17 protein-coding genes are annotated in these 26,800 nt (G+C 72.6%); 9 read left to right on the top strand and 8 right to left on the bottom strand.

From position 1 onward, the window contains the following. Nucleotides 1–149: 149 nt before the first annotated feature. The 5 genes from ACZ404_RS20165 to sbnA are packed head-to-tail and all read left to right on the top strand — an operon-like array spanning nt 150 to nt 9,168. Nucleotides 150–2,729, top strand: a complete 2,580-nt coding sequence (locus ACZ404_RS20165) for a Pls/PosA family non-ribosomal peptide synthetase (protein WP_468441715.1) — start codon at nt 150–152, stop codon at nt 2,727–2,729. 13 nt (nt 2,730–2,742) lie between these two features. Next, on the top strand, nt 2,743–5,991 hold the full coding sequence (locus tag ACZ404_RS20160; protein WP_468441713.1) for a non-ribosomal peptide synthetase: 3,249 nt from the start codon (nt 2,743–2,745) through the stop codon (nt 5,989–5,991). A 59-nt stretch (nt 5,992–6,050) separates the two neighbouring features. Continuing rightward, nucleotides 6,051–7,055 carry a TauD/TfdA family dioxygenase gene (locus tag ACZ404_RS20155; protein WP_468441711.1) on the top strand — a complete coding sequence of 335 codons (1,005 nt, stop codon included), beginning with the start codon at nt 6,051–6,053 and terminating at the stop codon, nt 7,053–7,055. After that, a complete protein-coding gene (sbnB, locus tag ACZ404_RS20150; RefSeq protein WP_468441709.1) occupies nt 7,052–8,107 on the top strand; it encodes a 2,3-diaminopropionate biosynthesis protein SbnB in 1,056 nt (351 codons plus the stop codon). Before ACZ404_RS20155 ends, sbnB begins: the two co-directional genes overlap by 4 nt. A 35-nt stretch (nt 8,108–8,142) precedes the next feature. Continuing rightward, entirely contained in the window at nt 8,143–9,168 is a 1,026-nt protein-coding gene (sbnA, locus tag ACZ404_RS20145) for a 2,3-diaminopropionate biosynthesis protein SbnA (protein WP_468441707.1), read from the top strand. Between the two features lie 34 nt (nt 9,169–9,202). Here sbnA and ACZ404_RS20140 read toward each other — a convergent pair whose 3' ends face one another. After that, nucleotides 9,203–10,312: a sugar ABC transporter substrate-binding protein gene (locus ACZ404_RS20140; RefSeq protein ID WP_468441705.1), complete on the bottom strand. Its 1,110-nt coding sequence runs from the start codon at nt 10,310–10,312 to the stop codon at nt 9,203–9,205. After that, a complete protein-coding gene (locus ACZ404_RS20135) occupies nt 10,309–12,846 on the bottom strand; it encodes a SpoIIE family protein phosphatase (protein ID WP_468441703.1) in 2,538 nt (845 codons plus the stop codon). The genes ACZ404_RS20140 and ACZ404_RS20135 overlap by 4 nt, the downstream gene beginning before the upstream one ends. Before the next feature lie 499 nt (nt 12,847–13,345). Here ACZ404_RS20135 and ACZ404_RS20130 point away from each other — a divergent pair, with 499 nt between their 5' ends. The 3 genes from ACZ404_RS20130 to ACZ404_RS20120 are packed head-to-tail and all read left to right on the top strand — an operon-like array spanning nt 13,346 to nt 16,529. Next, complete coding sequence (locus tag ACZ404_RS20130) at nt 13,346–14,434, top strand: sugar ABC transporter substrate-binding protein (protein WP_468441702.1); 1,089 nt, start codon at nt 13,346–13,348, stop codon at nt 14,432–14,434. A 38-nt stretch (nt 14,435–14,472) separates the two neighbouring features. Continuing rightward, nucleotides 14,473–15,252, top strand: coding sequence for an ATP-binding cassette domain-containing protein (locus tag ACZ404_RS20125; RefSeq protein ID WP_468441700.1), 780 nt, complete (start codon nt 14,473–14,475; stop codon nt 15,250–15,252). 17 nt (nt 15,253–15,269) lie between these two features. Then, a complete protein-coding gene (locus ACZ404_RS20120; RefSeq protein WP_468441698.1) occupies nt 15,270–16,529 on the top strand; it encodes a sugar ABC transporter permease in 1,260 nt (419 codons plus the stop codon). Between the two features lie 89 nt (nt 16,530–16,618). On the opposite strand, the gene ACZ404_RS20115 is transcribed toward ACZ404_RS20120, so the two are convergent. After that, complete coding sequence (locus ACZ404_RS20115) at nt 16,619–18,283, bottom strand: sigma-70 family RNA polymerase sigma factor (RefSeq protein WP_468441696.1); 1,665 nt, start codon at nt 18,281–18,283, stop codon at nt 16,619–16,621. A 166-nt stretch (nt 18,284–18,449) separates the two neighbouring features. Next, complete coding sequence (locus ACZ404_RS20110) at nt 18,450–19,433, bottom strand: ArsR/SmtB family transcription factor (RefSeq protein WP_468441694.1); 984 nt, start codon at nt 19,431–19,433, stop codon at nt 18,450–18,452. Nucleotides 19,434–19,490: 57 nt separating this feature from the next. Here ACZ404_RS20110 and ACZ404_RS20105 point away from each other — a divergent pair, with 57 nt between their 5' ends. After that, entirely contained in the window at nt 19,491–20,798 is a 1,308-nt protein-coding gene (locus tag ACZ404_RS20105; protein WP_468441692.1) for an MFS transporter, read from the top strand. A 28-nt stretch (nt 20,799–20,826) separates the two neighbouring features. Here the strand turns inward: ACZ404_RS20105 and ACZ404_RS20100 are convergent, their stop codons facing one another. The 4 genes from ACZ404_RS20100 to ACZ404_RS20085 all read right to left on the bottom strand — a co-directional run bounded on the left by ACZ404_RS20100 (nt 20,827) and on the right by ACZ404_RS20085 (nt 26,787). Next, nucleotides 20,827–21,672 (bottom strand): RNA polymerase sigma factor SigF, encoded by an 846-nt coding sequence (locus ACZ404_RS20100; protein WP_468441691.1) that lies wholly within the window; start codon nt 21,670–21,672, stop codon nt 20,827–20,829. A 298-nt stretch (nt 21,673–21,970) separates the two neighbouring features. Continuing rightward, nucleotides 21,971–24,160, bottom strand: a complete 2,190-nt coding sequence (locus tag ACZ404_RS20095; protein WP_468441689.1) for an MMPL family transporter — start codon at nt 24,158–24,160, stop codon at nt 21,971–21,973. A 189-nt stretch (nt 24,161–24,349) separates the two neighbouring features. Beyond that, complete coding sequence (locus ACZ404_RS20090) at nt 24,350–25,342, bottom strand: hypothetical protein (protein ID WP_468441687.1); 993 nt, start codon at nt 25,340–25,342, stop codon at nt 24,350–24,352. A 215-nt stretch (nt 25,343–25,557) separates the two neighbouring features. Further along, entirely contained in the window at nt 25,558–26,787 is a 1,230-nt protein-coding gene (locus ACZ404_RS20085; RefSeq protein ID WP_468442018.1) for an MFS transporter, read from the bottom strand. Nucleotides 26,788–26,800 lie beyond the last annotated feature (13 nt).

The following is a 26,800-nucleotide window of genomic DNA, read 5'->3' as shown; positions in this document are numbered from 1 at the left end:
CAGGCCGGCGGGCGCGGGCCGAAACTGAAGCCGGCGGTTCGTGATCAGAAATGTGCGTGCGCCCCGAGCTTTTCCACGGCTCGGCAGCCGCCTGCCCGATGAACCGCCGACGGCCATCGGCGATTTCAGGAGCCCTCCGGGAGGTCTCAGTGGTGGAGCAGTCCTCCGAGGTCCATGGCGAGGTCGACATAAGCGGGCCGGACGAAGGCGCCGCCGCCGGGCGGAACGGCACCGGCCCGGCGCGTGCGGAGACCGAGCGGGAACTCGCGGAGGTACTGGCGGAGGTCGTGGGCACCGAGAGCGTGCCGGCCGACAGCCACTTCTTCTCCGACCTCGGCGCCAACTCCCTGGTGATGGCCCGGTTCTGCGCGCGCCTCAGGAAGCGGGACGACCTGCCGTCACCGTCCATGAAGGACATCTACCGGTACCCCACGGTCCGCAGCCTGGCGGCGGCTCTCGTCGAGACGGCTCCGCGACCCACCGCCACGCCGTCGGCCGAGGCCGCGGAACCACCCGCGGTGCCACGGACGAACGGGCGCCACCATGTGCTGTGCGGAACGGCGCAGTTGCTGGCCTTCCTGGCCTATTCGCTGGTCGCGGGGTTCGTCACGTCCCGCGGATACGAGTGGATCGCGACCAGTCGGGGGCTGGCGGACATCTATCTGCGCTCGCTGCTGTTCGGCGGTGTCGGGTTCCTGGTCCTGTGCGCGTTCCCGGTCGTCGCCAAATGGCTGCTCATCGGCCGCTGGAAACCGCGGGAATTCCCCGTCTGGGGCCTGACGTATCTGCGGTTCTGGATCGTCAAGGCGCTGCTGCACGCGAATCCGATGATCTTTTTTGTGGGCAATCCCCTCTACGTCCTGTATCTGCGGGCGCTCGGCGCCCGGATCGGCCGGAACGTCACGATCCTCTCCCGCTCCGTGCCGGTCTGCACCGACCTGCTGACGATCGGTTCGGGAACCGTCGTCCGCAAGGACTCCTTCTTCCTGTGCTACCGGGCGCACGCCGGGCACATCCAGACGGGCCGGGTCACGCTCGGCCGGGACGTCTACATCGGTGAGAAGACGGTCCTGGACATCGACACCTCGATGGGTGACGGGGCGCAGCTCGGTCACGCCTCGGCCCTGCACCGCGGGCAGAGCGTCCCGGACGGTGAGCGACGGCACGGGTCCCCGGCGCAGCCCACCGGCATCGACCACGTGCGGGTCCCGCAGGCCCGGTGCGGCACCGTGCGCCGCGCCTGGTTCGCCCTGATGACGCTGATCCAGCTGTTCCTCGTCTACCTGCCGCTGGCCGTGGGCGGGATCTACATGCTGTTCACCGCGGTACCGGCGATCGGCAAGCGGCTCGACCCGGAGACCACCGCGCTGACCGTGCCGGAACTCTTCTCCGACGGCCTCGCCCTGTCCCTCGTCCTGTTCCTCGGGTTCGTGCTCGGGGGCCTGCTTGTGCTGTGCACCGTTCCGCGGCTGCTGGGCCTGCTGGTCAGACCGGACCGGGTCTATCCGCTCTACGGGTTCCACTACGCGGTCCACCGGGCGAGTGCACGGCTGACGAACGTCAGGTTCTTCGCGTGGCTCTTCGGCGACAGCTCCTACATCGTGCACTACCTGCGCGGCATCGGGTACGACCTGTCCCGCGTCGAGCAGACCGGGTCCAACTTCGGCACCGAGGTGCAGCACGAGAGCCCTCTGCTGGTGTCCGTCGGCAGCGGCACGATGGTGGCCGACGGCCTCTCCATCATCAACGCGGACTTCTCCAGTACGTCGTTCCGGCTGTCCCGGGCCTCGATCGGGCCGCGCAACTTCCTGGGCAACAACATCGCCTATCCGGCGGGCGGCCGCACGGGCGAGAACTGCCTGCTCGCGACGAAGGTGATGGTGCCGCTGGACGGGGAGGTGCGCGAGGGCGTGGGGCTGCTCGGCTCGCCGTGCTTCGAGATCCCGCGGTCGGTGGAGCGCGACGCCCGGTTCGACGACCTGCGGACCGGGGAGGCGCTGCGCCGCTCCCTCGCCGCGAAGAACCGTTACAACCTGCGCTCGATGGCCCTCATGCTGCTCGTGCGCTGGCTGCACACGTTCGCCCTGACGGTGTTCGGGCTGGCGTCCGTGGACCTGTACGGCCTGCTCGGACAGGCGGTGATCGCCGGATACGTGGCCCTCACCCTCGCGTTCAGCACCGCCTACTTCGTCCTGCTGGAGCGGTGCATCACCTCGTTCCGTGCGCTGCGGCCCCGGCTGTGCTCCATCTACGACCCCTACTTCTGGTGGCACGAGCGCCTGTGGAAGGTGCCGGACCACTACCTCAACGTCTTCAACGGGACTCCCTACAAGGCGCTCGTGTGGCGGCTGCTGGGCGTGCGCATCGGCAGCCGGGTCTTCGACGACGGCTGCTATCTGACGGAGCGGTCGCTGGCCTCCATCGGCGACGACTGCACCCTCAACGTGGGCAGCAAGATCCAGTGCCATTCGCAGGAGGACGGCACCTTCAAGTCCGACGGCACCACGGTCGGTGCCGGCTGCACGCTGGGCGTCGGCGCCCATGTGCACTACGGCGTGACGATGGGCGACGGCGCGGTCCTGGCACCGGACTCGTTCCTGATGAAGGGCGAGGAGGTCCCGCCGCACGCACGCTGGGGCGGCAATCCGGCGGTGGACATGCCGGACGCCGCCGACCGGCCCGGCATCAGCGGCCGGGCGGCGAACACCCCTGCCATCAGCGTCGGTTGAGGAAGGCCATTCGATGGGAGCGCGTGTGGAAGCGGACCGGGAGTTCTGGAGCCGGGTACTGACCTCCGGCGGGCCCACCGCGGTGCCGCGGTGGGCCCGGGAGCCGGCCGAGGGCGTGGCCGGGCACGAGGTGCCGGTGCCGGACGACGTGAGCGCCGGGGCGCGGGAGCTGGCGCTGCGGTGGGACGTACCGGTCGGTGCGCTGCTGCTGGCGGCGCATGCCAAGGTGCTGGCCGCGCTGTCCGCCGAGCAGGAGGTCGTGACCGGGTACGTGGCCGGGCCGCGGGGCGAGTCCCTGCCGTGCCGGCTGGCGGTGCCCGCCGGATCCTGGCGCGAACTGGTGGCGGCCGCGGGGCGCGCCGAGGCGGAGGTGCTGGCCCACCGGGAGTTCCCCGTGGCGGACCTGCGCCGGGAACTGGGCGTGGCGGAGCCGTCGTACGAGGTGGTGTTCGCTCCCGTGGGAGCCGGGGACGCCGGGGGCGAGGACGACGGTGTGCTGCAGGTGCGCTGGTCCGAGCGGGACGGGCGGCTGGGGCTGCGGCTGCGGTACCGCACGGAGGTGCTGGACGCCGCCTGCGCGGACCGGATCGCCGGCTATCACCTGACGGCGCTCCGGCTGATGACCGCCGACGCGGACGCCGAGCACACCCGGCAGAGTCTGCTGTCGGACGAGGAGGTGCGCGAGCAGCTGGAGGGCCTGGCGGGACCCCACCGGGCGCTGCCGGACGCCCGGGCGCACGAGCTGTTCGAGCAGCGGGTACGCCGGCATCCCGACCGGGTGGCGGCCGTGCACGGCACCCGCGCGTGGACGTACGGCGAGCTCAACGCGCGGGCGAACCGGCTGGCGCGGGCGCTGCTGGCCCGGGGGCTGGGCCGCGAGGACGTGGTCGCGGTGGTCACGGAGCGCACCCTGGACTGGCTGGCGGCGACGCTGGCGGTGTTCAAGGCGGGAGGCGCGTACCTGCCCGTCGAGCCGGGCTTCCCGGCGGGCCGGATCTCCGCGGTGCTGTCCCGGGCCGGGTGCCGGCTGGTGCTGACCGAGTCCGGCAGCACCGGGACCCTCGACGAGGCCCTGTCCGCACTGCCGGGCACCGAGAAGGTGCTGATCGAGGCGGCGTACGAGGAGCCGCACTCCGACACCGACCCCGGGGTGACGGTGGACCCCGGTCAGCTCGCGTACATCTACTTCACGTCCGGCTCCACCGGCGAACCCAAGGGCGCGATGTGCGAGCACGCGGGGATGCTGAACCACCTCCACGCCAAGATCGACGACCTGGGGATCGGCGAGGGGTGCGTGGTGGCGCAGACCGCCCCGCAGTGCTTCGACATCTCGCTGTGGCAACTGGTGTCGGCGCTGCTGGTGGGCGGGCGGACGCTGCTGGTCGGGCAGGACGAGATCACGGACGTGCAGCGGTTCGTGGACACGCTGGTCCGCGGCCGGGCGTCGGTGGCGCAGCTCGTGCCGTCCTATCTGGAGGTCGTGGTCTCCTACCTGGAGCAGCACCCGCGGGACCTTCCGGACCTGCGGTGCGTGTCGGTCACCGGTGAGGCGCTGAAACGGGAGCTGGTCCAGCGCTGGTTCGCGATCCGGCCCGGTGTCTCGCTGGTCAACGCCTACGGGCTGACGGAGACCTCCGACGACACCAATCACGAGGTCATGGACGCGGTGCCGGAGCGCGTGCTGCTCGGGCGCGCGGTCAACAACGTGCGGGTCTACGTGGTGGACGAGGATCTGGCGCTGGTGCCGCTGGGGGCGCCGGGACTGATCGCCTTCTCCGGTGTCTGCGTGGGCCGGGGGTACGTCAACGATCCCGAGCGGACCCGCGAGGCGTACCTCGAGGACCCGTACCGGCCGGGTGAGCGGCTCTATCTCGGCGGTGACTGGGGCCGCTGGCACCCCGGCGGGAAGCTGGAGTTCCTGGGCCGCCGGGACAACCAGGTCAAGATCCGCGGGTTCCGCATCGAGATCGGCGAGATCGAGAACGCCCTGCTGCGGGTGGCGGGAGTGCGCGACGGTGCGGTGGTCGTGGCGGAGCGGGCCGGTGGGAGCAAGCACCTGGTCGCGTTCTACTCGGGCCGGCAGCAAGAAGAGCAGCTCCTGCGCGAGGAGTTGGGCGCGGTGCTGCCCGGCTACATGGTCCCCACGGCCTTCCACTGGCAGTCCGCGCTGCCGCTGACCGCCAACGGCAAGATCGACCGGAAGGCGCTCACCGCACTGGCCGGGCGGGCGGAGGCACCGGTGTCCGGCGAACGGGGCACGCTCACGCCGACCGAGCGGAGGCTGGCGGCTGCCTGGGCGGGACTGCTGGGTGTTCCGGAGCAGCGGATCGGCCGCGGCGACAGCTTCTTCGCTCTGGGCGGTACGTCGCTGTCGGCGGTCAAGCTCACCCTGGCCCTGGACCGCGCGGTGTCCCTCAAGGACATCACCCGGCACCCGGTCCTCGCCGACCTGGCCGCGCTGCTCGACGGCGCGGCGGGCCGGCGTCAGGAGCTGCTCCAGCCGCTGTCGGAGGCGGGCGGTGCGGCGCAGTGCGCGCTGGTGTGCTTCCCGTACGCGGGCGGCAACGCGGTCAACTACCAGCCGATGGCGAGCGCGTTGGCGGACAGCGGCACGGCGGTCCTCGCGGTCGACCTGCCCGGTCACGACCTGGCCGCCCAGCAGGAGCCGTTCGCGTCGATCGAGGAGGTGGCGGAGCGGGTCGCGGCCGAGATCACCGCGCGCGGCCTGACCCGCGTCCTGCTGTGGGGCCACTCCTCGGGCACCGCGCCGGCCCTGGAGACGGCGCGGAGACTGCAGGAGCAGGGCGTGGAGGTGGCGCGGGTGTTCCTCGGCGCCCAGCTGCTCGGCACCGCCGACGAGCGGCACGCCGCCGTCGAGGAGCTGACCGCCCGCAGCGACGCCGAGATCGCCGCGCGACTGACGGCGGACAGCGGCTACACCGAACTCGCCGAGCTGAACGCGCGGCACGCCGAGCACATCGGTGCCGCCTACCGGCACGACTGCGTCTGCGCCCACCGCTACTTCCACCGGGCCCTCCAGGACCCGCCGAAGACGAAGCTGTCGGCGCCGGTCACGGTGGTCGTCGCCGCCGACGACCCGCACACGGCCGGCCACACCGCCCGCCACCGGGACTGGCTGCTGCTGGCCGAGCAGGTCGATCTGCACGAACTCGCCGACGGCGGCCACTACTTCACCCGCACCCGCCCCGCCGAGGCCGCGCGGGCCGTGCTGGATGCCGTGGCGCCGGTGGCGTCCTCCTGAGTCCCGAGCCTCACCGAAGCACCGAATCCCACGAACGAAGAACCCGAAGGGAGACCGAGATGTCGTCCTCACCCGTGGCAGCAGCGCTCGATGTGGAGCTGCGGCCGGACCGGCCCGCGGTCCTGCGCGTCGAGTCCCCCGGGGACGCGGCGAGCTGGGCGGCCGCACACCGCGAGTCGCTGCGGGCGCAGGTCGCCGAGCACGGGGCGCTGCTGGTCCGCGGCCTGGACCTGCGGGAGGCGGACCGAACCGGTGCCGTCTTCGCGCAGCTCGCCGGCGACCTCATGCCGGAGCGGGAGGCGTTCGCCCCCCGCGAGGCGCTCGGCCCGCATCTGTACGCCTCCACGCCCTGGCCGGCGAACCAGCCGATGTGCATGCACCACGAGCTGAGCTACACCCTCGAGGTGCCGGGTCTGATGCTGTTCGCGTGTTTGACCGCGCCCCAGGAGGGCGGGGCCACCGCCGTGGCCGACGCCGAACAGGTGCTCCAGGCGCTGCCCGCCGCGCTGGCGGAGCGGTTCGAGCGGGAGGGCTGGCTGCTGACCCGGACGTACAACGACGAGATCGGGGCGTCGCTCTCGGAGTCCTTCGGGACCGACGACCGCGCGGCGATCGAGCGCTACTGCAGGGACCACGCCATCGACTTCACCTGGCTGGCGGACGGCTCCCTGCGCACCGAGCAGCGCCGCAGCGCCGTGGTACGGCATCCGCTCACCGGCCGGCGCTGCTGGTTCAACCAGATCGCCTTCCTCAACGAGTGGACGCTCGACCCGGAGGTGCGCTCGTACCTGGTGGACGTCTACGGCGAGGACGGGCTGCCGTTCAACACCCGTTACGGGGACGGCAGTCCGATCGGCGAGGAGGTGGTCCAGCTGCTCAACAACACCTACGAGGAGCACACCCGGCGCGAGCCCTGGCAGGCCGGCGACCTGATGCTCGTGGACAACATCCGCACCGCGCACAGCAGGGAGCCCTTCACCGGAGAGCGGCACATTGTGGTCGGCATGGCCGAGCCCCGGCGCCTCGCCGACTCCGTCCCGACCCCGGAGGCGAGCGCGCGATGACCCCTTCGGTGTCCCCTCCCGCCCGGCCCGCCGGCGTGCCGACGTTCGCGGTGATCCCCGGGGCGCAGGTGCAGCAGGTGCTCAGCGGGCGCGAGAAGCAGATCACGGAGCTGATCGAGGCCACGTACCGGCTGCACGGCGCCGGAGAGTCGGTCAATCCGCCCTCGTACTTCCTGCGCTTCCCCGACCGTCCCAACTCGCGGATCATCGCGCTGCCGGCCTCCGTCGGCGGATCGGTGCACGTGGACGGGGTGAAGTGGATCTCCAGCTTCCCGGACAACGTGCGCTCCGGGCTGCCGAGGGCCTCGGCGGTCCTCATCCTCAACGACCCCGCCACCGGCTACCCGTTCGCCTGCCTGGAGAGTTCGGTCATCAGCGCGACCAGGACCGCGGCGTCGGCCGCGCTGGCCGCCGACTGGCTCAGCCGCAGCCGGACCCGCCCGAGCCGCGTCGGGTTCTTCGGCACGGGGCTGATCGCCCGCTACATCCACACCTTCCTGGCCGGCACCGGCTGGTCGTTCGACACGATCGGCGTGCACGACCTGTCGGCCGACAGCACCGGCGGCTTCTGCGGCTATCTGCGGCAGTCGGGAACCACCGCGCGGGTCGTCGTGCACGACCGCGCCGAGGACCTCGTCCGCTCCAGCGACCTGGTCGTCTTCGCCACCGTGGCCGGCGAGCCGCATGTCACGGAGCCGGACTGGTTCGGCCACAACCCGCTGGTCCTGCACGTCTCCCTGCGCGACCTCGCCCCCGAGGTGCTGCTGGCGTCGGCGAACTTCGTCGACGACGTCGAGCACTGCCTGAAGGCCGACACCTCCCCGCACCTGGTCGAACAGCGCACCGGGAACCGGGACTTCCTCAACGGCACCCTCAACGACGTGATGCTCGGCAGGGCCGCGCCGCCGGCCGACCGTCCGGTGATCTTCTCCCCGTTCGGACTCGGCGTCCTCGATCTCGCCGTCGGCAAGTACGTCTACGACGAAGCAGCAGCGGCGGGCGATCTCCGCCTCATCGACGACTTCTTCCACGAACTGCGCCGCTACGGCTGAGGCCGCCGCCTCGGCCCTGGCACCAGGAGGCCCACGTGCCCGTCATCTCCGCTCCCCATGAGTTCAACGAAGGCCGGCTCTTCGTCGACCTGGAGTCGATCGTCGGACAGCCCCTCTACCTGAAGTGCGAGGGCTTCAACTTCGCCGGCTCCATCAAGCTGAAGGCCGCGAACGAAATGGTGGAGAGCGCCGAACGGGACGGAGTCCTGACGCCGGACTCCATCCTCGTCGAGTCCTCCTCCGGCAACCTGGGCGTGGCGCTCAGCATGATCGCCGCGAGCAAGGGCTACCGGTTCCTGTGCGTCACCGACTCCCGGTGCAACCTGTCGACCAGGCTGCTGATGGAGGCGCTCGGCAGCCAGGTGCACGTCGTGGCCGACCTCGACGCCAACGACGGGTTCCTCGGCACGCGGATCGCGTACGTCCGCGAGCTGTGCGCCTCCGACGACCGGTACGTCTGGCTCAGCCAGTACACCAACGCGGGCAACTGGCGGGCCCACCACCGCACGACGGCACCGGAGATCGCGGCCCACTTCCCGCGGCTGGACGTGCTGTTCGTCGGGGCGGGCACCGCCGGGACCCTGATGGGCTGCGCACGCTACTTCCGGCAGTGGCACCGGCCGGTGCGCATCGTCGCCGTGGACAGCGTGGGCTCGGTGGCCTTCGGCGGGGAACCGGGCCGCCGCATGATTCCCGGGCTGGGCATGAGCATGCGGCCGCCGCTGCTCGACGAGTCCTTCGTGGACGAGGTGATCCGGGTGGAGGAGGCGGACACCATCCGCACCTGTCACCGGATGGCCCGGCGCGGCTTCCTGTTCGGCGGCTCCACGGGGACGGTCGTCAGCGGCGCGACGGAGTGGCTGGCCCGGCACGACACCCGTCACCTCACGGCGGTGGCCATCGCCCCCGACCTCGGCGAGCGGTACCTGGACACCATCTACCAGACCAACTGGCTGCAGGACCTGTACGGCGACCACATCCTCGACGACGAGCAGATGACCGCCCTCTCCCGCAGGGACAAGCCCGCCTCCGGGACACCCGGGCGCCGGCGGCGGGCGTAGTGGCGGTGCGACGGCGGGCGTGGCCGCGGCACGGTCAGGATCCGCCCGTGGTGAGTCCGGCCTTGGCGCAGGCCTGCTGGAGATCGGGGGTGCAGATCTGGGCGGCGGTGTACACGCCGTCCTTGACGAGGGTCTCGCGGATGGTGCCGGCCGTCACCGCCCGCGGGGTGAGCAGGCGGGCCGGGACGTGCCGGGTGGTGGGGCTGTCGACCGAGGTGGTGGCGATCTCGGCCGGGTTCCGGCCGCGCCCGAGGACCACGGCCATGGCGGCGGCCGCGTTGGCCTCCTCCTTGAAGGGCTTGTAGACGGTCATCGACTGCTGGCCCGCGAGGATGCGCCGTACGGCCTCCAGGTCGGCGTCCTGCCCGGTGACGGGCGGGAGTGTGCGTACGCCGGCGCTCTTGAGGGCGGAGACGACGCCCGCGGCGATGGCGTCGTTGACCGCGAGGACTCCGTCGATGCGCTGCGGGCCCAGGGCCGCGATGGCGGCGGCCATGTTGGCGTGGGCGTTGTCGGTGCTCCAGCCCGGGGTGTTGTAGGACCGGGCGATCCTCACCTTGCCCTTCAGGACGGACAGGGCGCCCTGCCGGAACCAGGCCGCGTTGGGGCTGGACGGGTCGCCGTTCATCATGACGACCTCGCCGCCGTGCGCGTGGTCGCCCATGAACGCCAAGAGCGCCTGGCCCTGGAGCCTGCCGACCTTTCCGCCGTCGAAGGAGACGAAGCCCGAGATCGGTCCCTCGGCGAGCCGGTCGTAGGCGACGACCGGTACGCCGGCCCGGTGCGCGTCCTGGATGGTGGAGCGCAGCGCCCTGGTGTCGGCGGCGTCCAGGATGATGACCTTGACCCCCTTGGTCATCATGGAGACCATCTGCTGCCGCTGGCGCGACGGGTCGTTGTCGGCGTTGGCGTACTCCACGGCGCAGCGGGGGCACAGCTCCTTCACCCGCTTCTCGATCCACGGCTTGTCGGAGTGCTCCCAGCGGGGCAGGGCGCGGCTGGGCAGCAGCAGGCCGACGGTGAAGCTGTCGGCGCCGGCCCGGTCGTTGCCCCCGCAGGCGACCGCGGACAGCGTCAGGAGGCCGGCGAGGAGCGCGGCGACGAGGTGGCGGGTGCGGACCGCGCGTCGTGCGGGGGGTCTCATGGCAGGTCCCCCTGGTCCGTCCCGGACCCCGCGCCCGCGGGGGCCGGCACGCGACGGGGTACGGCGATCTCGCTCCACACCTGCTTGCCGCTCGCGACCGGCACCGAGCCGAAGGCCTCCGACATGGCCTCGACCAGCAGCAGTCCCCGGCCGCCGGTCGCCTCCCAGTCGTCGATCACCGGTTTGGCGGGGGCGCGCGGCGAGGCGTCGCTGACGCTGATGCGGACGCGGTCCCCGCGCAGCGTGAGGTCGACGTGGACCGGGCCCTGGGTGTACACCAGCGCGTTGGTGACCAGTTCGGACACCACCAACAGGACGGCGTCGGCCGCGTCCTCCACGTGCCACCGGCGCAGCGTGCGGGCGGTGAAGCGGCGGGCGTGCATGACGGCGTCGGGCAGCCGCCACACCGTCCAGCCGGCCCGGATCGGCCGGGTCTTCATGCCGTCGTAGCGCAGCAGCAGCAGCGCCACGTCGTCCTCGCGCCGGCCGGCGGCGCCCAGCAGGTGGTCGGCCACCCGGCCCGGGTCGCAGGGATCGGCGGCGCCGAGCGCGGTGCACACGCGCCGCATGCCCTCGTCGACGGGCAGGTCGGCGGCCTCCACCAGGCCGTCGGTGACCAGGGCGAGCAGGCTGCCGGGGGCCAGGGCGACGGCGGTCATCGGGAAATCGGCCTCGGCGGAGATGCCGAGCGGGAGGGCGCCCTCGACCTGCACCTCCTCGCTGGTGCCGTCGGGGTGGCGGACCAGCGGTGCGAGGTGCCCGGCCCGGACGAACAGGGCGGTGCCCTCCTCGAGGTCGAGTTCCGCGTAGCAGCAGGTGGCGAAGAGGTCGGTCTCCATGCCGACGAGGAGGCGGTTGGCGTGGGAGACGACCACGTCGGGCGGGTGGCCCTCGACCGCGTAGGCGCGGACCGCGGTGCGCATCTGGCCCATGATCGTGGCGGCCCCGGCGCTGTGTCCCTGCACGTCGCCGATGACCAGGGCGATCCGCTCCTCGGAGAGGGCGATGACGTCGTACCAGTCACCGCCGACCTGCAGGCCGCGCCGGGCGGGCAGGTAGCGGGCGGCTGCGGTCGCGCCGGACAGGTCGGGCAGGCGCCGGGGCAGCAGGCTGCGCTGCAGCATGGTGGCGAGTTCCTGCTCGGCGTCGTGGGCGTGGGCGCGGGTGAGGGCCTGCCCGACGAGCGCGGCGGTGGCGGTCAGCAGGGACCGCTCCTCGGCGACGAACTCGTGCGGCTGGTCCCAGCCGATCAGGCAGAGACCGGCGGTCCGGCCCTTCGCGGGCAGCGGCAGGACGGCCAGACCGCCGGGGCCGACGCCCGCGAGGCCGGGGCCCAGGGGGGTGCCGGCGGGCCACAGCTCCATGCGCCCGTCCCTGAGGGCCGTGCGCAGCGCGGGCAGGGCGCCGACCGGTGCGTCGGGTCCCTCCGGACGCCGGTCGATGTGCCACGCCGGGGGCCAGGCGGCGGCGTCCGGCGGGTCGAGCACGGCGACCTGGAGCCGGTCGTCGCGCAGTTCGGCGAGCGCGACCCGGTCGGCGCCCAGCGGCTCCCGCAGCGCGGTGACCACGACCTGCCCGACGTCGGCGACCGTGGTGGCGTCGTCGAGGGCGACGGTCAGCCACTGGATCCGGGAGACGTCGTCGGTGCTGCGGGGCAGCACCGGGGTCGCCATGACCACCCCGAGCACCTGGTCCGGCCGGTCGCCGCTGCCGGCCACGGCCCGGCAGCTCAGGCTCAGCCAGCGGGTGCCGCCGCTGGGCCGGCGAACGCGGAACTCCAGCTTCCGGCCGCCGAGCACCTGGGGGTGCGGTTCCAGGACCGACATCAGGGCGTGCATGTCCTCGGGCAGGGCGTGCGCCAGCAGGGTGTCCGCCTTGCCGTCGAAGTCGTCCGGGGCGATGCCGACCAGTTCCAGCACGGTGCGGTCCGCCTCGACCGCACCGGTGTCCGGCACCAGGACGAAGGAGCCCGCGCGCAGGCTGCGCAGGGCGGGGCACAGCAGCTGCGAGGAGGCATGTCCGCCGTCCGCGGTGGTGGGGAGCCGGCCGGTGACCGCGTCGGCGTAGCGCTCCAGGAAGCGCTGCTGCTCGGGGTCGAAGCCGTCCGCCCCCTCCCCCACGACGACGAGGCAGCCCAGCGGCCCGCCGCCGCGGCGCAGGGGCAGTGCGCCGAGCGACGTGTCGGCCCGCGGGGGCGCGGGCGCGCCCTCGGAGAAGGCGGCGAGTGCCGCGTGGTTCAGCCACAGGGGCCGGCCGGTGCGCACGACGTGGGCGGCGGGTGAGTCGCCGGACAGCAGCAGACGCTCGGGCAGGGAGTAGTCGGCGACGGCGGAGCCGGCCGTGTCCACCAGGCGCAGCTCGCCGCTCGCGGCACCGGGCGCGTAGACCGCCGCCAGGGCCGCGCCGGTGAACGCCAGCACGCGGGCGCTCGCGGCGGGCTCCGGAACCGGAGGAGGGGTACCGGTACCGGCGCCGTCGGCCTCGGACGCGCGCAGCTGCGCGACTCCGGCCCGGGCACTGCCGTCCTGAGGCATCGTCCGCACCCACCTCCCGTCCAGGCCGAGGTGCCGACAGATCGAGATGAGGGCCTTACACCAGAATCGCATACCGGGACGTACAGGACAGATCTGCCCCGTGGTCGGGGGGCCGTCGCGTTCGCGGATCACCCGGGCCGGTGTCACACTGACGACGTGGTCGTCTTGCCACAGCCACGCGGTCCGGGCGGGGTCGGTGCACCGGGGTCGCGGTCGTCCGCCGGCTCCTGCTTCCCTCCCGAGGACGTGCGTGGCTCGGTCCGCAGGCCGGGTGCCGTCGAGGTGGACGGGCACGTCACCGGTGCCGGGTTCACCTTGCCGAAGCGGCTGCGCTCCCCCGGCGGCGCATGCCGCCCGCGGGCCGTCCCGCGCTCTCCCCTCCCGGCTGTCCGCCCGGCTCACGAGGCGGCGGACACGCACCGGGCGCGCCGTGCCCGCATGAGCCGGCGGAGCGGAGGCCCGCGGGGCGGGCGGCGCGAGAACGAGGGAGGTCCGTCGGATGAAGGCCCTCGCACGGAACGTGGTCCTGGCCGTCGCGGCGGTCTCGACGACCGTGTCCGTCGTGGCCTGCGGGACGGACGCCAAGCACACCGCCGACAGCCCGGGGGCGCCGAGGATCGGTGTGCTGCTGCCGGACGCCACGACGCCGCGGTGGGAGACGCGGGACCGGCCCCTGCTGGAGAAGCGGATCAAGGCCCTGTGCGGCGCCTGTGTGGTCGAGCACGCCAACGCCCGCAACGACGTGGCCCTCCAGCAGGAGCAGATGGACTCGCTGATCACGAAGGGGGTCGACGCGATCGTCCTCGTGGCCGTGGACGCCCGCTCGCTCGGCCCTTCGGTGGAGAAGGCGCATGACGCGGGCATCCCGGTCATCGCCTACGACCGGCTCGCCCAGGGCCCGATCTCGGGGTACGTCTCCTTCGACGGCGAGGAGGTCGGCCGGCTCCAGGGCAGGGCCCTGCTGACGGCCATGCGCGACCAGGGGCGCAGCCGGCAGATCGTCATGATGAACGGCGACTCCAGCGACCCCAACTCGGGGGCGTTCAAGCGTGGTGCGCTGTCCGTGCTCACGGGGAAGGTGCGCATCGCCAAGGCGTACGACACCGCGCAGTGGCGGCCGGAGACCGCGAACATGAACATGTCCGCCGCGATCTCGGCCCTCGGCGCCGGCACCATCGACGGGGTCTACGCCGCCAACGACGGGCTCGCCGGCGGCAGCATCGCCGCGCTGAAGGCGAACAAGGTCGACCCGCTGCCCCCGGTGACCGGGCAGGACGCCGAACTCGCGGCCGTGCGGCGCATCGTCGCCGGCGACCAGTACATGACGGTGTACAAGCCCTTCGGGCCCGAGGCCGCCGCCTGCGGTGCCATGGCCGTGGCCGCGGCCCGCGGGGACAGGCTCACCCGGGTGGCCACGGACGCGGTGAAGACGCACAGCGGGCAGACGGTGCCGGCCGTCATGCTCACCCCGGTGTCCGTGACCGCCTCCACCATCAAGGACACCCTGGTGAAGCGGGGTGCCTACACGATCGCGCAGATCTGCACCGCCCAGCTCCGGAACGCCTGCCACCGGGCCGGGCTGACCTGACCGGCCGGTGCCCGGCACGCACCGGCCCCGGGAAGGAGATGATCGTCGTGCCGACCCCCTTGCTGGCACTGCACGGCGTGTGCAAGCGATTCGGCGTCGTGGAGGTCCTCAAGGACATCGAGCTGGAGATCCACGCCGGCCAGGTCCTGGCGCTGCTGGGCGACAACGGGGCCGGCAAGTCCACCCTGATCAAAGTGATCTCCGGGGTCGCTCCCGCGGACAAGGGCACCATCGAGTGGGAGGGGCGCACCGTACAGATCAGGCGCCCCCATGACGCCCGTGACCTCGGCATCGCCACCGTCTTCCAGGACCTGGCGCTGTGCGGGAACCTCGACGTCGTCGGCAATCTCTTCCTGGGCCGGGAGATCCGCCGGTTCGGCTTCCTCGACGAGGTGGAGATGGAACGGCGCAGCCATCAGCTGCTGGGGCGGCTGACCCGGGGCATCCCCGACCTGCGCGGGCCCGTGGTCTCCCTGTCCAGCGGGCAGCGGCAGACCGTCGCCATCGCGCGCTCCCTGCTCGGCGATCCGCGGATCCTGCTGCTGGACGAGCCGACCGCGGCGCTGGGCTTCGAGCAGAGCGCCGAGGTGCTGGACCTGGTGGACCGGCTGCGCGACCGGGGCCTGGGCGTGCTGCTCATCAGCCACAACCTGGGCGATGTGAAGGCCCTCGCGGACCGGGCCGCCGTGCTGCGGCTCGGACGCAACAACGGCTTCTTCGACGTGAACACCGCGTCCCAGGAGCAGATCATCTCCTCCATCACCGGCGCCACGGACAACTCGCCCCGCCGGTTGGCGTCCCACCACGAGGCGAGGTGAGCCACGGCATGCACGACATGGCGGATCACACGCGCACCGCACCCGCCGCGCCCGCCGCGCCGGCCCGCCGGCCGCGGATCACGGCCGCCGTCCGCGCCGTGCGGGCCTGGTCGGCGGTCTTCCGGCACCGGCTGCGCGCCGGCGAACCGGGCTCGTTGCCCGTCCTCCTCGTCCTCGCGGTGATCTGGATCGTCTTCCAGAGCCTGAACGACAACTTCCTCTCCCCCCGGAACCTGTCCAACCTCAGCGTGGACATCGTCGGTACGGGGCTGATCGCGGTCGGCATCGTCTTCGTGCTGCTGCTCGGTGAGCTGGATCTGTCGGTGGGCTCGATCAGCGGTCTCGCGGCGGCGGTGTTCGCCGTGCTGAACGTGAACAACGGGGTGCCGGAGTGGCTCGCGCTGATCCTCGCGGTGCTCGCGGGCACGGCGGCGGGCACCGTCCAGGGGTACTCCTTCGCCCGGACCCGGGTGCCGGCGTTCGTCGTCACGCTGGCGGGGCTGCTCACCTGGAACGGGATCATGCTGTCGATCCTCGGGACCAGCGGCACCGTCAACCTCGACGAGAACGGGCTGGTCGCCCGGCTGACGAGCTACTACTTCACCAACGACGGCGTCGCCTACGCGGTGGCGGCGCTCGGCACGGGCGCGGTGTTCCTCGCCTCCTACCTGGACCGGCGGCGCCGCAAGGCCGTCGGCATGCCGCACCGCTCGCTGAGGGACATAGGAGTGCGCACGGCGGGGCTGGCGGTGATCGCGTTCGCCGCGGCGTACGTGCTCAACCAGTTCCAGGGGCTGCCGCTCGCCCTGCTGATCTTCCTGGTGGTGGTGGCCGGACTCGACATCCTGCTGCGGCGCACGCGCTACGGGCGGCAGGTGTACGCGCTCGGCGGCGGGGTCGAGGCGGCCCGGCGCGCCAGCCTCAGCGTGACCCGCGTCCAGACCGCCGTGCTCGCCGTCTCGGGCACCATGGCCGCGTGCGGCGGTCTGTTCCTGGCCTCGCGGATCACCTCGGTGAGCCAGAACTCGGGTTCGGGCGTCCTGCTGCTCAACGCCGTCGCAGCGGCCGTCATCGGCGGCACCAGCCTGTTCGGCGGACGGGGTACGACCTGGTCGGCGGTGCTGGGCATGCTGGTCATCCAGTCGATCGCGTCCGGCATGGCGCTCACCGACACACCCACCGCGGTGCAACTGGTGATCACCGGCAGTGTGCTCTTCGCGGCTGTGGTCATCGACTCGCTGTCACGCCGCTCGCAGGAGGCACACGGCCGGGCCTGAGCCCGGGCGTCCACGGCAGCTCGGCGAGTGGGGCGCCGGGCTGCCGTGACGTTCAGCCGGCCGCCGGCCCTGCGGGGCGGCCCCCGCTCTCAGAGCTTGGCGCCGAAGTCCTGGGTCCACCACGGGCCGCCCGTGCCCGGGTGGACGCCCACGCCGATGTCCTTGAAGGAGCAGTTGAGGATGTTGGCGCGGTGGCCGGGGCTGTGCATCCAGGAGTCCATCACGGCCTGCGGGGTCTGCTGGCCCTGGGCGATGTTCTCCCCGTAGGTCGACCAGCGGTAGCCCGCGGCGGTGATGCGCTGTCCGGGATCGGCGCCGTCCGGGTTGGTGTGGTCGAAGAAGTTGCGGGCGGCCATGTCGTCGGAGTGGTCCTGCGCGGCCTTCTCCAGTTGCGGATCCTCCGTGAGCGGTCCGCAGCCGGCGGCGGCGCGCTCCTTGTTCACCAGGGCGACCACCTGGGAGACCGTGTCCGAGGGGGCGGTCGCGCTCAGCGGCGCCGTGCCGGTGGGCGGTGGAGCCGGCCGGGCGGAGTGCTTCTCGGGCGCCGGTGCGGTCTTTTTCGGGGGGTGGGAGGTCTTGACGGTGGCCGTCTTCTTCGGTGCCGGCGTGGACGGGGCGGGCGAGGCCGGGGCCGACGGCGAGGTCTGCGCTGTGCCGGGCGCGGCGAGGTCCACGACGGGGTCGCCCGCGGTGCGCGCGGTGGCCGACCCGTCGGTGCCCGTCCCGGAGTCCGTGCCGGCGTACCAGAGGCCGCCGCCCGCGACGCAGGCCACCACGACGGCGCCGCCGACCGCCCGGCGCCGTGCCCGCCGGCGCCGCCGGGCCTGGCCGCGGGTGGCCGAACGGCCGCGGGGAGCGCGATGACCGGTCGCGGGACTCCCTTCGGCGTGGTGTGGCCCAGGGCCGCCCTCGGCGTGGTGCGCGGCGAGGTCCGACGCCGAGCCCACCGGGGCGGTGCGGCCGGCGGCCCAGCCCGCCTTGGCGAGCAGCGCGGGTGACACGGCGACCAGGGCGAGACCGGCCAGCAGGCCCTCCGCCGGCATGAGGCCGCTCCACAGGCCGGAGCAGCGCCCGCAGCCGCGGGCGTGGCGGGCTATCCGCTTGCGCCACAGCGCCGAGGGCCGGCCGTCCCAGGACAGCAGCGCACCGCGCAGTTCCTCGCACGGCGGTTGCGCGTCGAGCGCGCGCACCACCACGCGGGCCGCCTCCAGTTGCGCCTTCATCCGCTGCACCCGGACCGCCGTGTGCTGCGGCGACAGCTCCAGGGCGGCGGCGACCTCACCCCGGGTCAGCTCGCCGGCGCACTCCAGCCACCACAGCGACAGCAGCCCCCGGTCGTCCGGCTCCAGCCAGCGGGTCGCGCGGGCCGTCTCCTGGCGCTGGCCGGAGAGCTGGAGCTGCACCATGGTCAGGTCCACGAAGTCGGCGCCGGGGTCGGCGAGTTCCTCGGCCTCCTCCACGCCGCCCGGGGCGAACTGGCGGTCCTGCCAGTGCGCGCGGACCTGGTTCATGGCGATGGCCACGAGCCAGGACCGGAAGCTCTCGGGACTGCGCAGGCCGCTCAGGCCGTCCAGGGCCCGGAGCATGGTCTCCTGGACGACGTCGTCGACGTCGACCGAGCCGTTCAGAGCACGTCCCACGATGTTGTAGACCAGCGGGAGGTAGGCGCTGACCAGTGCGTCCTGGGCCTGCGGGTCGCCTCCTCGGGCAGCGGTCACCAGTGCCGCCGGGTCCATCGTGTGCTGGGTCCTCATCTCAAGCTTCCCTGTCGTCGATGCCGAACGGTGCTGTCCGACACCTGGGAGACCGCCCGGTGAGCGCCGGATAACAGTTCTTCGGGAACTCGTTCGACGAGAGGCTGGCCGCATCGACCGGGCGTCGCAAGGATGAACATCACAGCCGGGGGGGCGAGACAGGCCCCTAGCGGCAGAGTTCGTCGCCCAAAGCGGTTCGGCCGTAGCGAACCGTGCGGCCGGTGCGGGTGCGGCTGAGCAGGCCCGCGTCGTAGAGGACGGCCAGGTGCTGACTGACCGCGCCGGGGGTGACGTCCAGGCGGTGGGCGAGTTCGGTGGTGGAGGCCGGTTCGGCGAGGAGGCTCAGCAACCGGGCGCGGGGGCGGCCGAGGAGTCGTACCAGGGCGAGGTCGGTGACCGGGGGCGGGGCCTCGGAGAGGGTGCCGCGGCCTCGGGCCGGGTAGATGAGCGTCGGCGGGCGGGACGGATCGATCACCGTCTGGGCGCCGCGGGCGAACAGGGTGGGCATGAGGACCAGGCCGCGCCCCGCGACGCGGATGTCGGCGACCGGCCAGGGGGCCGTGTCGCCGTGCCGCTCCAGCCGCAACTGGTCGCCGGTCCACACCAGCCGCGGGTCCAGCCCGGCGAACAGCGCCGCGGCCCCCTGTTCCGCCAGCACCCGTGCCTGGTGGGCGAGATCGGCCTCCAGGATGCTCTGCACGCGTGGCCACCATCCGTCGCTGAGGCAGGTGTGCCAGTAGGCCTCCAGCGCGTCGGCGAGCCGGACGAGGAAGGCCTCGGGGTCGGCGATGCCGCGCGCGACGACCGGCGGGAGCGCGTCGCGGGTGCGGTAGGTGGCGCGGAAGTCGGCGACGACGAGACCCGGCGGGGTGCGGCGCACCTCCGCGAGTTCGTCGGCGAAGGCCGGCCGGGCCCGGGACGGGCGCGGGGTGAGGAAGTCGGGCACCCACAGCCAGGGGGCGACGAGCGCGGCGAGCAGCTCGCGGTCCAGGGCCTCCAGGCGCGGCCGGATCCGGCGCAGCCAGGGCCGGTGGTGCGGATAACGGGCCGGGTCGTGCAGGCAGCGCAGCGAGAACACCGCCTCCTGCAGCGGCGAGTACGCGAAGGACGTGGTGGCGAGGTCGCCGACGGCGAGCCTGAACTCGATCATTGAGCGACACGCTAAATCATTGTCGTCCGCGGGAGAAGAGCGAGTTGGCTGTCGGGCATGACCACGACACCCGTCTCGCCGCCCGCCCCCGACCAGCACGGCAGTGCAGGACCGGACCGCGCCACCCGCGCGGGCGGGCTGTTGCCCGCCGATCCGGTGCTGCGCCTCGCCACGGTGCTGACCGCCGTCAACTCCCTCGGCAACGGCCTGTACTTTCCGCTCGGCGTCCTGTACTTCACCCGCATCGTCGGCCTGGACACGACCGCGGTGGGCCTCGGCCTGACCGTCGCGGGACTGGTCGGCGTGGCCGCCGGGGTGCCCGCCGGGCGGGCCGCGGACCGGTGGGGCGCCCGCCGGGTCGGAGCGCTGCTGTGGGGCGGCACGGGGGTCGCGACGGCCGCGTACACCCTGGTGCACTCCTACGCCGGCTTCCTCGTCGCGGTGATCTGCGCGACGGGGCTGCAGATGGCGAGCCGCGGGGTGCAGGGCGCGCTGTACGCCGATGTGCTGCCGGCGGCGACACGGGTGGAGGCGCGGGCCTATCTGCGGATGGTGACGAACATCGGGATGGGCCTGGGCGGCGCGCTGGGCGCGGTGGCGCTGCAACTGGACACGCGGGGCGCGTATCTGACGGTGATCCTGCTCAACGCGCTGTCGTTCGCGGGTCCCGCCCTCCTGGTGCCGCGGCTGCCGCTGGCGGCCCACGCGCGGGAGCGCGCGCTCGCGGACGCCGGCGCCCCGGCCGCCGACCGCTGGCGGGCGGTGCGTGATCTGCCGTTCCTGGCGGTGACGGTGCTGAACGCGGTGCTGGTCGTGCAGTACACGCTGTCGGAGGTCGGGCTGCCGCTGTGGATCGTGGAGCGGACCGGGGCGCCGCGCTGGACGGCGGCCCTGCTGATGATCGTCAACTGCGTGCTGGTGGCGCTGCTGCAGGTCCGGGTCGCCCGCCGCGCCTCCCAGGTGCCGAGCGCCGTGCGGGCGATGGGGTGGGCGGGGCTGCTGCTCGCGGTGTCCTGCGCGGTGTACGCGCTGTCCGCGGGCCTGTCACCCGTGTGGGCGGTGCTGGCGCTGACCGCCGGCGCGGTGGTGCAGGTCTTCGCCGAGGTGCTGTCGGCGGCCGGTGGCTGGACCCTCGGGTACGAGCTCGCCGACGCCCGCGCGCACGGGGTCTACCAGGGGGTGTTCGGCGCGGGCATGTCGGCGGGGATGATGGCGGGACCGGCGCTGGTCACGGTCACCGCCATCGCGCACGGCGCGCTCGGCTGGGCGGTGCTCGGCATGGTGTTCGCCCTGGCCGGTCTCGCGGTGGCGCCCGCCGTGCGCTGGGCCCAGCGGGACGGCGGCTGGCGGGGCGAGCCCGCCTGAGGTTCCGCCCGCTGCGCCGAGGAGGGCGTCAGCCGGTGGCCAGCAAACCTTCCCGCAGGCGCTTGAGGACCCGGGAGAGCAGGCGGGAGACATGCATCTGGGAGACGCCGAGCCGCTCGCCTATCTGCGCCTGGGTCAGTTCCTCGACGAAGCGCAGGTGCAGGATCAGCCGGTCCCGGTCGTCGAGTTCGGTGATCATCGGGGCCAGGGCGTGGAAGTCGTCGACCAGTTCCAGGGCCGCGTCGTCCGTGCCGATGAAGTCGGCGAGCGCGGCCTCGCCCTCCTCGCTGCCGTTGATGGTGGCGTCCAGGGAGGCGGAGTTGTAGCCGTTGGCCGCGAGGCGGGCCTCGATGACCTCCTCCTCGGACAGGCACATCAGCTCCGACAGCTCCTTGACCGTGGGGGTGCGGCCGAGGCGGCTGCGGAGTTCCTCGGTCGCCCGCGCCAGCTGGACTCGGGCCTCCTGCAGGCGGCGTGGCACGTGGACGGCCCAGGAGGTGTCGCGGAAGAAGCGCTTGATCTCGCCGACGATGTACGGCACGGCGAAGGAGGTGAACTCCACCTCCCGGGACAGCTCGAACCGGTCGATCGCCTTGATCAGCCCGATCATGCCGACCTGGACGATGTCCTCCATCTCCTCGGGGCCCCGGCTGCGGAACCGGGCCGCCGCAAAGCGGACCAGGGACATGTTCATCTCGATCAGCGTGTTGCGGGCGTACTGGTGCTCGGGCGTGCCCTCCTCCAGCGTCGCCAGCCGGTCGAAGAACACCTTCGACAACTGCCGGGCGTCCTGGGGCGCGACGCTCGCGGGGTCGGCAAGCTCCGGCAGTCCGGCTGCGTGGGTCCGAGTCGTGGCCGTGGTGACCGCCGTCATGCTGTTCCCCTCCTGGATGTGGCACGCGTTCTCCGCCCGCCTACCCGGAGCCACGCGGGGCATGCCGGCACAGTGGACGGAAAAGCCCTGCCGGACCGCTGACGGTCCGGCAGGGCTGTCCCTGTCCCGGTGGCCCCTAGGGCCTCTCGTTTGGATCTTGCCGGGCTCGCGGACCCTGGCACCGCGCCTCGCGGCGTTGTCGTCGGTTGCCATGGCTCCGCCATGTCGCCCTCCTCCGCCTTGCGATGCACGGCACCAGACCCCGCTCCCTGATCCGGCCTGATCCAAACGAAAGACCCTAGCTGCGGCGGCCCGCCGGGTCGTGGCTGACCGCGTCCTCGTCCTCGCCGCCGGCCGCCGGGCCGGAAGCGGTGGTGCCGGCGCCCGGTCCGGTACCGGTCGCCCGGTCTCCGTGTCCCGGCCACCAGGCCGCGTGGCCGATCAGCGCGGTGAGGCTCGGCGTGAAGAACATCGCCATGACGAAGGCGGCGACCGCGATGCCGAAGGAGACGGCGAAGCCCATCTCCGACAGCAGCGAGTTGCCCGCCAGCATCATCGTCGCGAAGGTCGCCGCCAGGATGAACCCGGCCGCGGCCACGGTCGGTCCGGCGTGCCGGAGGGCCATGCCGGCCGCCTCGCGGGGTTCGCGGCCCTCGCGGGCCTCCTCGCGCAGGCGGGCGATCATGAGGATGTTGTAGTCCGTGCCGATCGCGACCACGAACAGATACATGATCACCGGGAGCATGAACATCAGGCCGGAGTGGCCCTGGGCCTCCTGGAAGATCCAGACCGTGGCACCGAGGGTGGCGCCGAAGCCGAGGCCGACCGAGGCGATCAGGTACCAGGGGGCGACCACGCTGCGCAGCAGCAGACCGAGGATGACCATGATCAGGAGGGCGGCCACCGGGAACACCGTGCGGTAGTCGTGGTTCACCGCGGCGTCGATGTCCTTGAAGATCGAGGACATGCCGCCGACGAGGGCCTCGGTGCCCTCGGGTGCGTCGGAGTGGGCCACGTCGCGGACCTGGCCCACGATGTCGAGGGCCTTGTCGGTCGAGGCCTCGTACTTCAGCGTGACGGTGAAGTCGGCGGTGGTGCCCGCCTTGTTGACCTGGGCCAGGCGGGCGCTCGCCACACCGTCGACGGCGCCGAGCTTCTTCGCGTACGCGTCGAAGGCGGCCTTGTCCAGTGGCTTGCCGTCGGTGCTGGAGAGGTAGACGTCGGTGGGCGCGGCGGCGCCCGCCGAGTACGCCTTCTGCATCTCGTCCTGGACGACCATGGACTCCTTGGTCTTCGGCATGGAGCCGGAGGCCAGGTCGAAGGTGGCGTTGAAGCCGAGCGTGCCGAGCGACAGCACGACCAGGACGAGGCCGGACAGGATCGCCGTGAGCGCCGGGCGGCGCTGCACACCACGCCCGAGGGCGGCGAACCGGGCGTTGGCCGGTTCCCGCTGCCAGGACTTGGAGGGCCAGAACACCTTGGGGCCGATGAGCGAGACCACGGCGGGGATCAGGGTCAGGCCCGCGACCAGGGTGGCGCCGACCGCGATGGCGAGCGCCGGTCCCATCTGCTTGAGGAAGCCCAGCGTGGACAGCACCAGCGCGAGGAAGGCGATGATGACCGCTCCGGCGGCCGAGGCGATGGCCTCGCCGACCCGGTCGACCGCGTTGACCATGGCCTGCTTGGGTTCGTCCCCGGCGCGCAGGCGTTCGCGGTAACGGAACATCAGGAACAGGAAGTAGTCCGTGCCCACGCCGAAGAGCACGACGATCAGGATCGACGAGATGGAGCTGTTGGCCTGCAGGTCGAACAGCTTGGTGGCGTAGGCGATCAGCCCGTTGGCGACGGCCGACACCAGGCCGATCAGGACCAGGGGCAGGAAGGCGAGGATCGGCGCCCGGAAGATGATCAGCAGGGTCACCAGGATGATCACGAAGGTGCCGATGCCGATCAGCGCCTGACCGCGCTTGGAGGAGTCCTGCTGGTCGAGGGCCTGCGCGGCGGAACCACCGAGCTTGACGTCCAGATGCGTGCCCTTGGCCAGTTGCTTGACGTCGTCGCGCAACACCTTGGCCGCGTCGGCCTGTACGGGCTGGCCGGCGTTCTTGCTGTCCATCTGGACCAGGGTCATGGTGTACCTGCCGTCCTTGGACGGCCGGCCGGGGACGACCTTCTGCACCTGGTCGATGTGCTTCTTGCCCAGCTCGGCGGTGATCCGGGCGACGTCCTTCTGGTCGGCGGCGGTCAGTTTGCCGCCGTCGGTGCGCTGGTAGAGCGCGATCGCGGACGGGGTGAAGGCGCTGGGGAACGCCTTCTGCTGCAGGTCCGCCGCTTGGATGGATTCGTAACTCTTGGGCAGGAAGCTGCTCTCGTCACTGTTGGAGGGCAGACTCGGAGCGGTGGCGACGATCGCCACCGCGGCGATCAGCCAGGCCACGATCGTCCAGACCGGATGTCGGACGACAGCGTTGCCAATACTTCGGAACATGCGGGAGGGTCCTCCTGGGAAGGAAGATCACCGCAGCCCGGGGAGCGGTCCCTGGCACTCGGCGACCCCGGCCGGCCCGCACCGAACGGGCCGGTCGAATGGTTGTCTTGGCGTCACATCGTAGTGACTCTCCAGAAGATCATTTCATCGGCCGCCCGTTGGCACGAGCGAATTTCCGGCGAATGCGGGCTACACCAGGAAAGCGTTGACGCGGCCGGCGGCGATCTGCTTCTTCCCGGCGACCGGCTGGGCGACCGCCGGCTGCGGCGTGGCGGAGTTGACGCTCCACCGGTACCCGGCGAAGAGGCTCGTGTCGGGGTCGGCGTAAAAGATCATGTGGCCGTATCCGACGCCGCTGTGCTCGGTGTACGTGCTGTTGTCGTCGGCGATCTCGGCCCGGCTGTCGGGATAGGCGCGGTAGCGGTCGATGCTGGTCTGGCTGGTCAGGTCCGGGCCGCCGTGCGGGCTGTTGGTGCAGTCGACGATCTGGAAGAGGTGCGGGACCACGCCGGTGATGCCGAGCTTGCTGTCGACGGAGGAGGAGAAGGTGCCGAGGTAGGAGCGGATCATCACCGTGTGCCCGGTGTACGGGGTGCTCTTGACCGCCGGGTCGTAGTCCCAGGCGACGATGTCGCCCGGGCGCAGGTTGACCGGCTTGGTCACCGGGTCGATGTGCGGCACGTTCGAGGCGTTCAGGAACCCGGCCTGCAGATCCTCGGCGTTGGGGTAGGAGGAGGTGCGGGTCGAGCCGTCCTTGGGCGGGAAGTACTGGTTGAAGTAGGCGGACGTGGCCCAGCCGTACGCGGTGTCGGTGCCGTAGGAGTGCTCCAGCAGGGCCGTCAGGAACGAGGCGCACTGGGAGAGGTTCTCGAACTCCTCCGGATGTCCGGCCCGGCCCCAGGTCACCTGGGTTCTGCCCAGGTTCTCCCCGTCCGCCTGCTCGACGTTGTACCGGTTGTGGTCCCACTGGGCGGTGCGCAGCCGCAGGTACTCCACCAGCGTCTCGGCCTCCAGCAGGTGCGGCGGCTTGAGCTTGTACAGCTCGGCGGTCGCGGCTTCGGCCGCGGCGGCGCGGGCCGGGGACACGAGCGAGCCGGCGGACGCGGCGAGCGCCAGGCCGGCGCTCCCCGCCAGGAGATGACGGCGCGACGGACGGGACGGGCGGGACGAGGGCGTGGTCAACACGGCTCCTTGAGATCGGACGGCGAGTGCGGCTGGGGGAGCCTGATCCGACGCGGCGCCCGAACGGCCAGGCGGGTACGGTCCCGAGGCGCGCCGAGGCGCACACCGGTGCCGGGCACGGCCTGCCATGGACCCCCGTCCGTCGCGTCGAACCGCCGCGGTCTCCCCCGTCCCGCGGCGAGCGCTGCCGTCCGCCGGAGCGGACCGCTACGGGATCAAGATACGCCCGGTCCCCGGGAGTCGACCCGCGGGGGCAGGTTCCGCCCGAGGTGGACGCCCACCGCCGCGACGAGCAGGACCGCGCACCCGGTGAACACCAGCCCGGCGGCACGCAGCCCCAGCGCCACCGTCATGGCTCCCACCCCGACCACGGGCAGCGAGATGCCCACGTAGGCGACGACGAAGAACGCCGAGATGGTGGCGCCCCGGTGCTCCGGGGGCGCCGCGCCGCTCACCTCGGTCAGCCCACCGCGGAACGCCATCCCCTGCCCGACGCCGCCGGTGGCCGCCCCGGCCAGCAGCACCGGGAAGGACTTCAGGTACAGCGACGCGCCGATGAGCAGCAGCCCGGCGACGAGCACCGCGCAGCCCAGCGGCAGCGCCCGGCGGGCACCGACCCGTGCCATCAGCAGCTGTCCGCAGGTCGAGGCGCAGAACACGGTGAAGACGACGGCCCCGGCGACCGCCAGGTTGCGCTCCCCCAGCGTGCGGGCGAGGAAGGCGGGGGCCACGGCCGTGAACAGGCCGAGCATGGAGAAGCCGGCGAAGGCGGCCAGCGCGCACGGCGCGAACACCCCGCGCACCTCCGGCGGAACCGCCAGGCCCTGCGGGCGCAGCGACGGCCGGGGGCCGCTGTGCCGGACCGTCTCGGGAAGCAGGCGGACGACCGCCACCGCGAGCGCGAGGAGCACCAGGTCGACGGCGAACGGAAGCTTGAGCGGCCAGGGCGCGTACTCCGCCAGGAGGCCGGAGATCAGCGGGCCGAGCCCGAGGCCGCCCATGTTGGCCGCGGTCGCCGCGAGTCCCGCCCGGCCGCGCCGACCGGGCGGGGCCAGGTCGAGGACGGCCGCGGTGCCGGTGCCGCTCAGCAGGCCCGCCGACAGGCCCGACAGGACCCGGCCGGCGTACAGCAGCGGCAGGCCGCCCTCGCACAGGAAGCACACGGCGGAGAGCGCGGACAGGACGAGCGCGGCCAGCAGCACCGGCCGCCGCCCGAGCACGTCGGAGAAACCGCCGGCGATCAGCAGGGCGGCGATGACGCCGACCGCGTAGACGGCGAAGACCACCGTGACGATCAGTTCGGAGAACCCGAGCTGCTGCCGGTACAGGCCGTACAGCGGGGTGGGCAGCGTGGTGCCCAGCATCCCGACGGCGAACACGCCCGCCGCCGCCTTGTATCCCAACCGCCCCTCGCGCCGCCGGGGCGGCTCCGTGTCGCTGCTGATCACACCTCACCAT

It is taken from the genome of Streptomyces sp. NPDC030798 (assembly GCF_055572275.1).
This window is presented reverse-complemented; position numbering and strand designations above follow the sequence as displayed.

Excerpts from the sequence above, each read along its gene's own strand:
- ACZ404_RS20160 (WP_468441713.1), top strand. The coding sequence starts at position 2,743 with ATGGGAGCGCGTGTGGAAGCGGACCGGGAGTTCTGGAGCCGGGTACTG.
- ACZ404_RS20155 (WP_468441711.1), top strand. The coding sequence starts at position 6,051 with ATGTCGTCCTCACCCGTGGCAGCAGCGCTCGATGTGGAGCTGCGGCCG.
- sbnB (WP_468441709.1), top strand. The coding sequence starts at position 7,052 with ATGACCCCTTCGGTGTCCCCTCCCGCCCGGCCCGCCGGCGTGCCGACG.
- ACZ404_RS20140 (WP_468441705.1), bottom strand. The coding sequence starts at position 10,312 with ATGAGACCCCCCGCACGACGCGCGGTCCGCACCCGCCACCTCGTCGCC.
- ACZ404_RS20135 (WP_468441703.1), bottom strand. The coding sequence starts at position 12,846 with ATGCCTCAGGACGGCAGTGCCCGGGCCGGAGTCGCGCAGCTGCGCGCG.
- ACZ404_RS20130 (WP_468441702.1), top strand. The coding sequence starts at position 13,346 with ATGAAGGCCCTCGCACGGAACGTGGTCCTGGCCGTCGCGGCGGTCTCG.
- ACZ404_RS20125 (WP_468441700.1), top strand. The coding sequence starts at position 14,473 with ATGATCGTCGTGCCGACCCCCTTGCTGGCACTGCACGGCGTGTGCAAG.
- ACZ404_RS20120 (WP_468441698.1), top strand. The coding sequence starts at position 15,270 with ATGGCGGATCACACGCGCACCGCACCCGCCGCGCCCGCCGCGCCGGCC.
- ACZ404_RS20115 (WP_468441696.1), bottom strand. The coding sequence starts at position 18,283 with ATGAGGACCCAGCACACGATGGACCCGGCGGCACTGGTGACCGCTGCC.
- ACZ404_RS20110 (WP_468441694.1), bottom strand. The coding sequence starts at position 19,433 with ATGATCGAGTTCAGGCTCGCCGTCGGCGACCTCGCCACCACGTCCTTC.
- ACZ404_RS20105 (WP_468441692.1), top strand. The coding sequence starts at position 19,491 with ATGACCACGACACCCGTCTCGCCGCCCGCCCCCGACCAGCACGGCAGT.
- ACZ404_RS20100 (WP_468441691.1), bottom strand. The coding sequence starts at position 21,672 with ATGACGGCGGTCACCACGGCCACGACTCGGACCCACGCAGCCGGACTG.
- ACZ404_RS20095 (WP_468441689.1), bottom strand. The coding sequence starts at position 24,160 with ATGTTCCGAAGTATTGGCAACGCTGTCGTCCGACATCCGGTCTGGACG.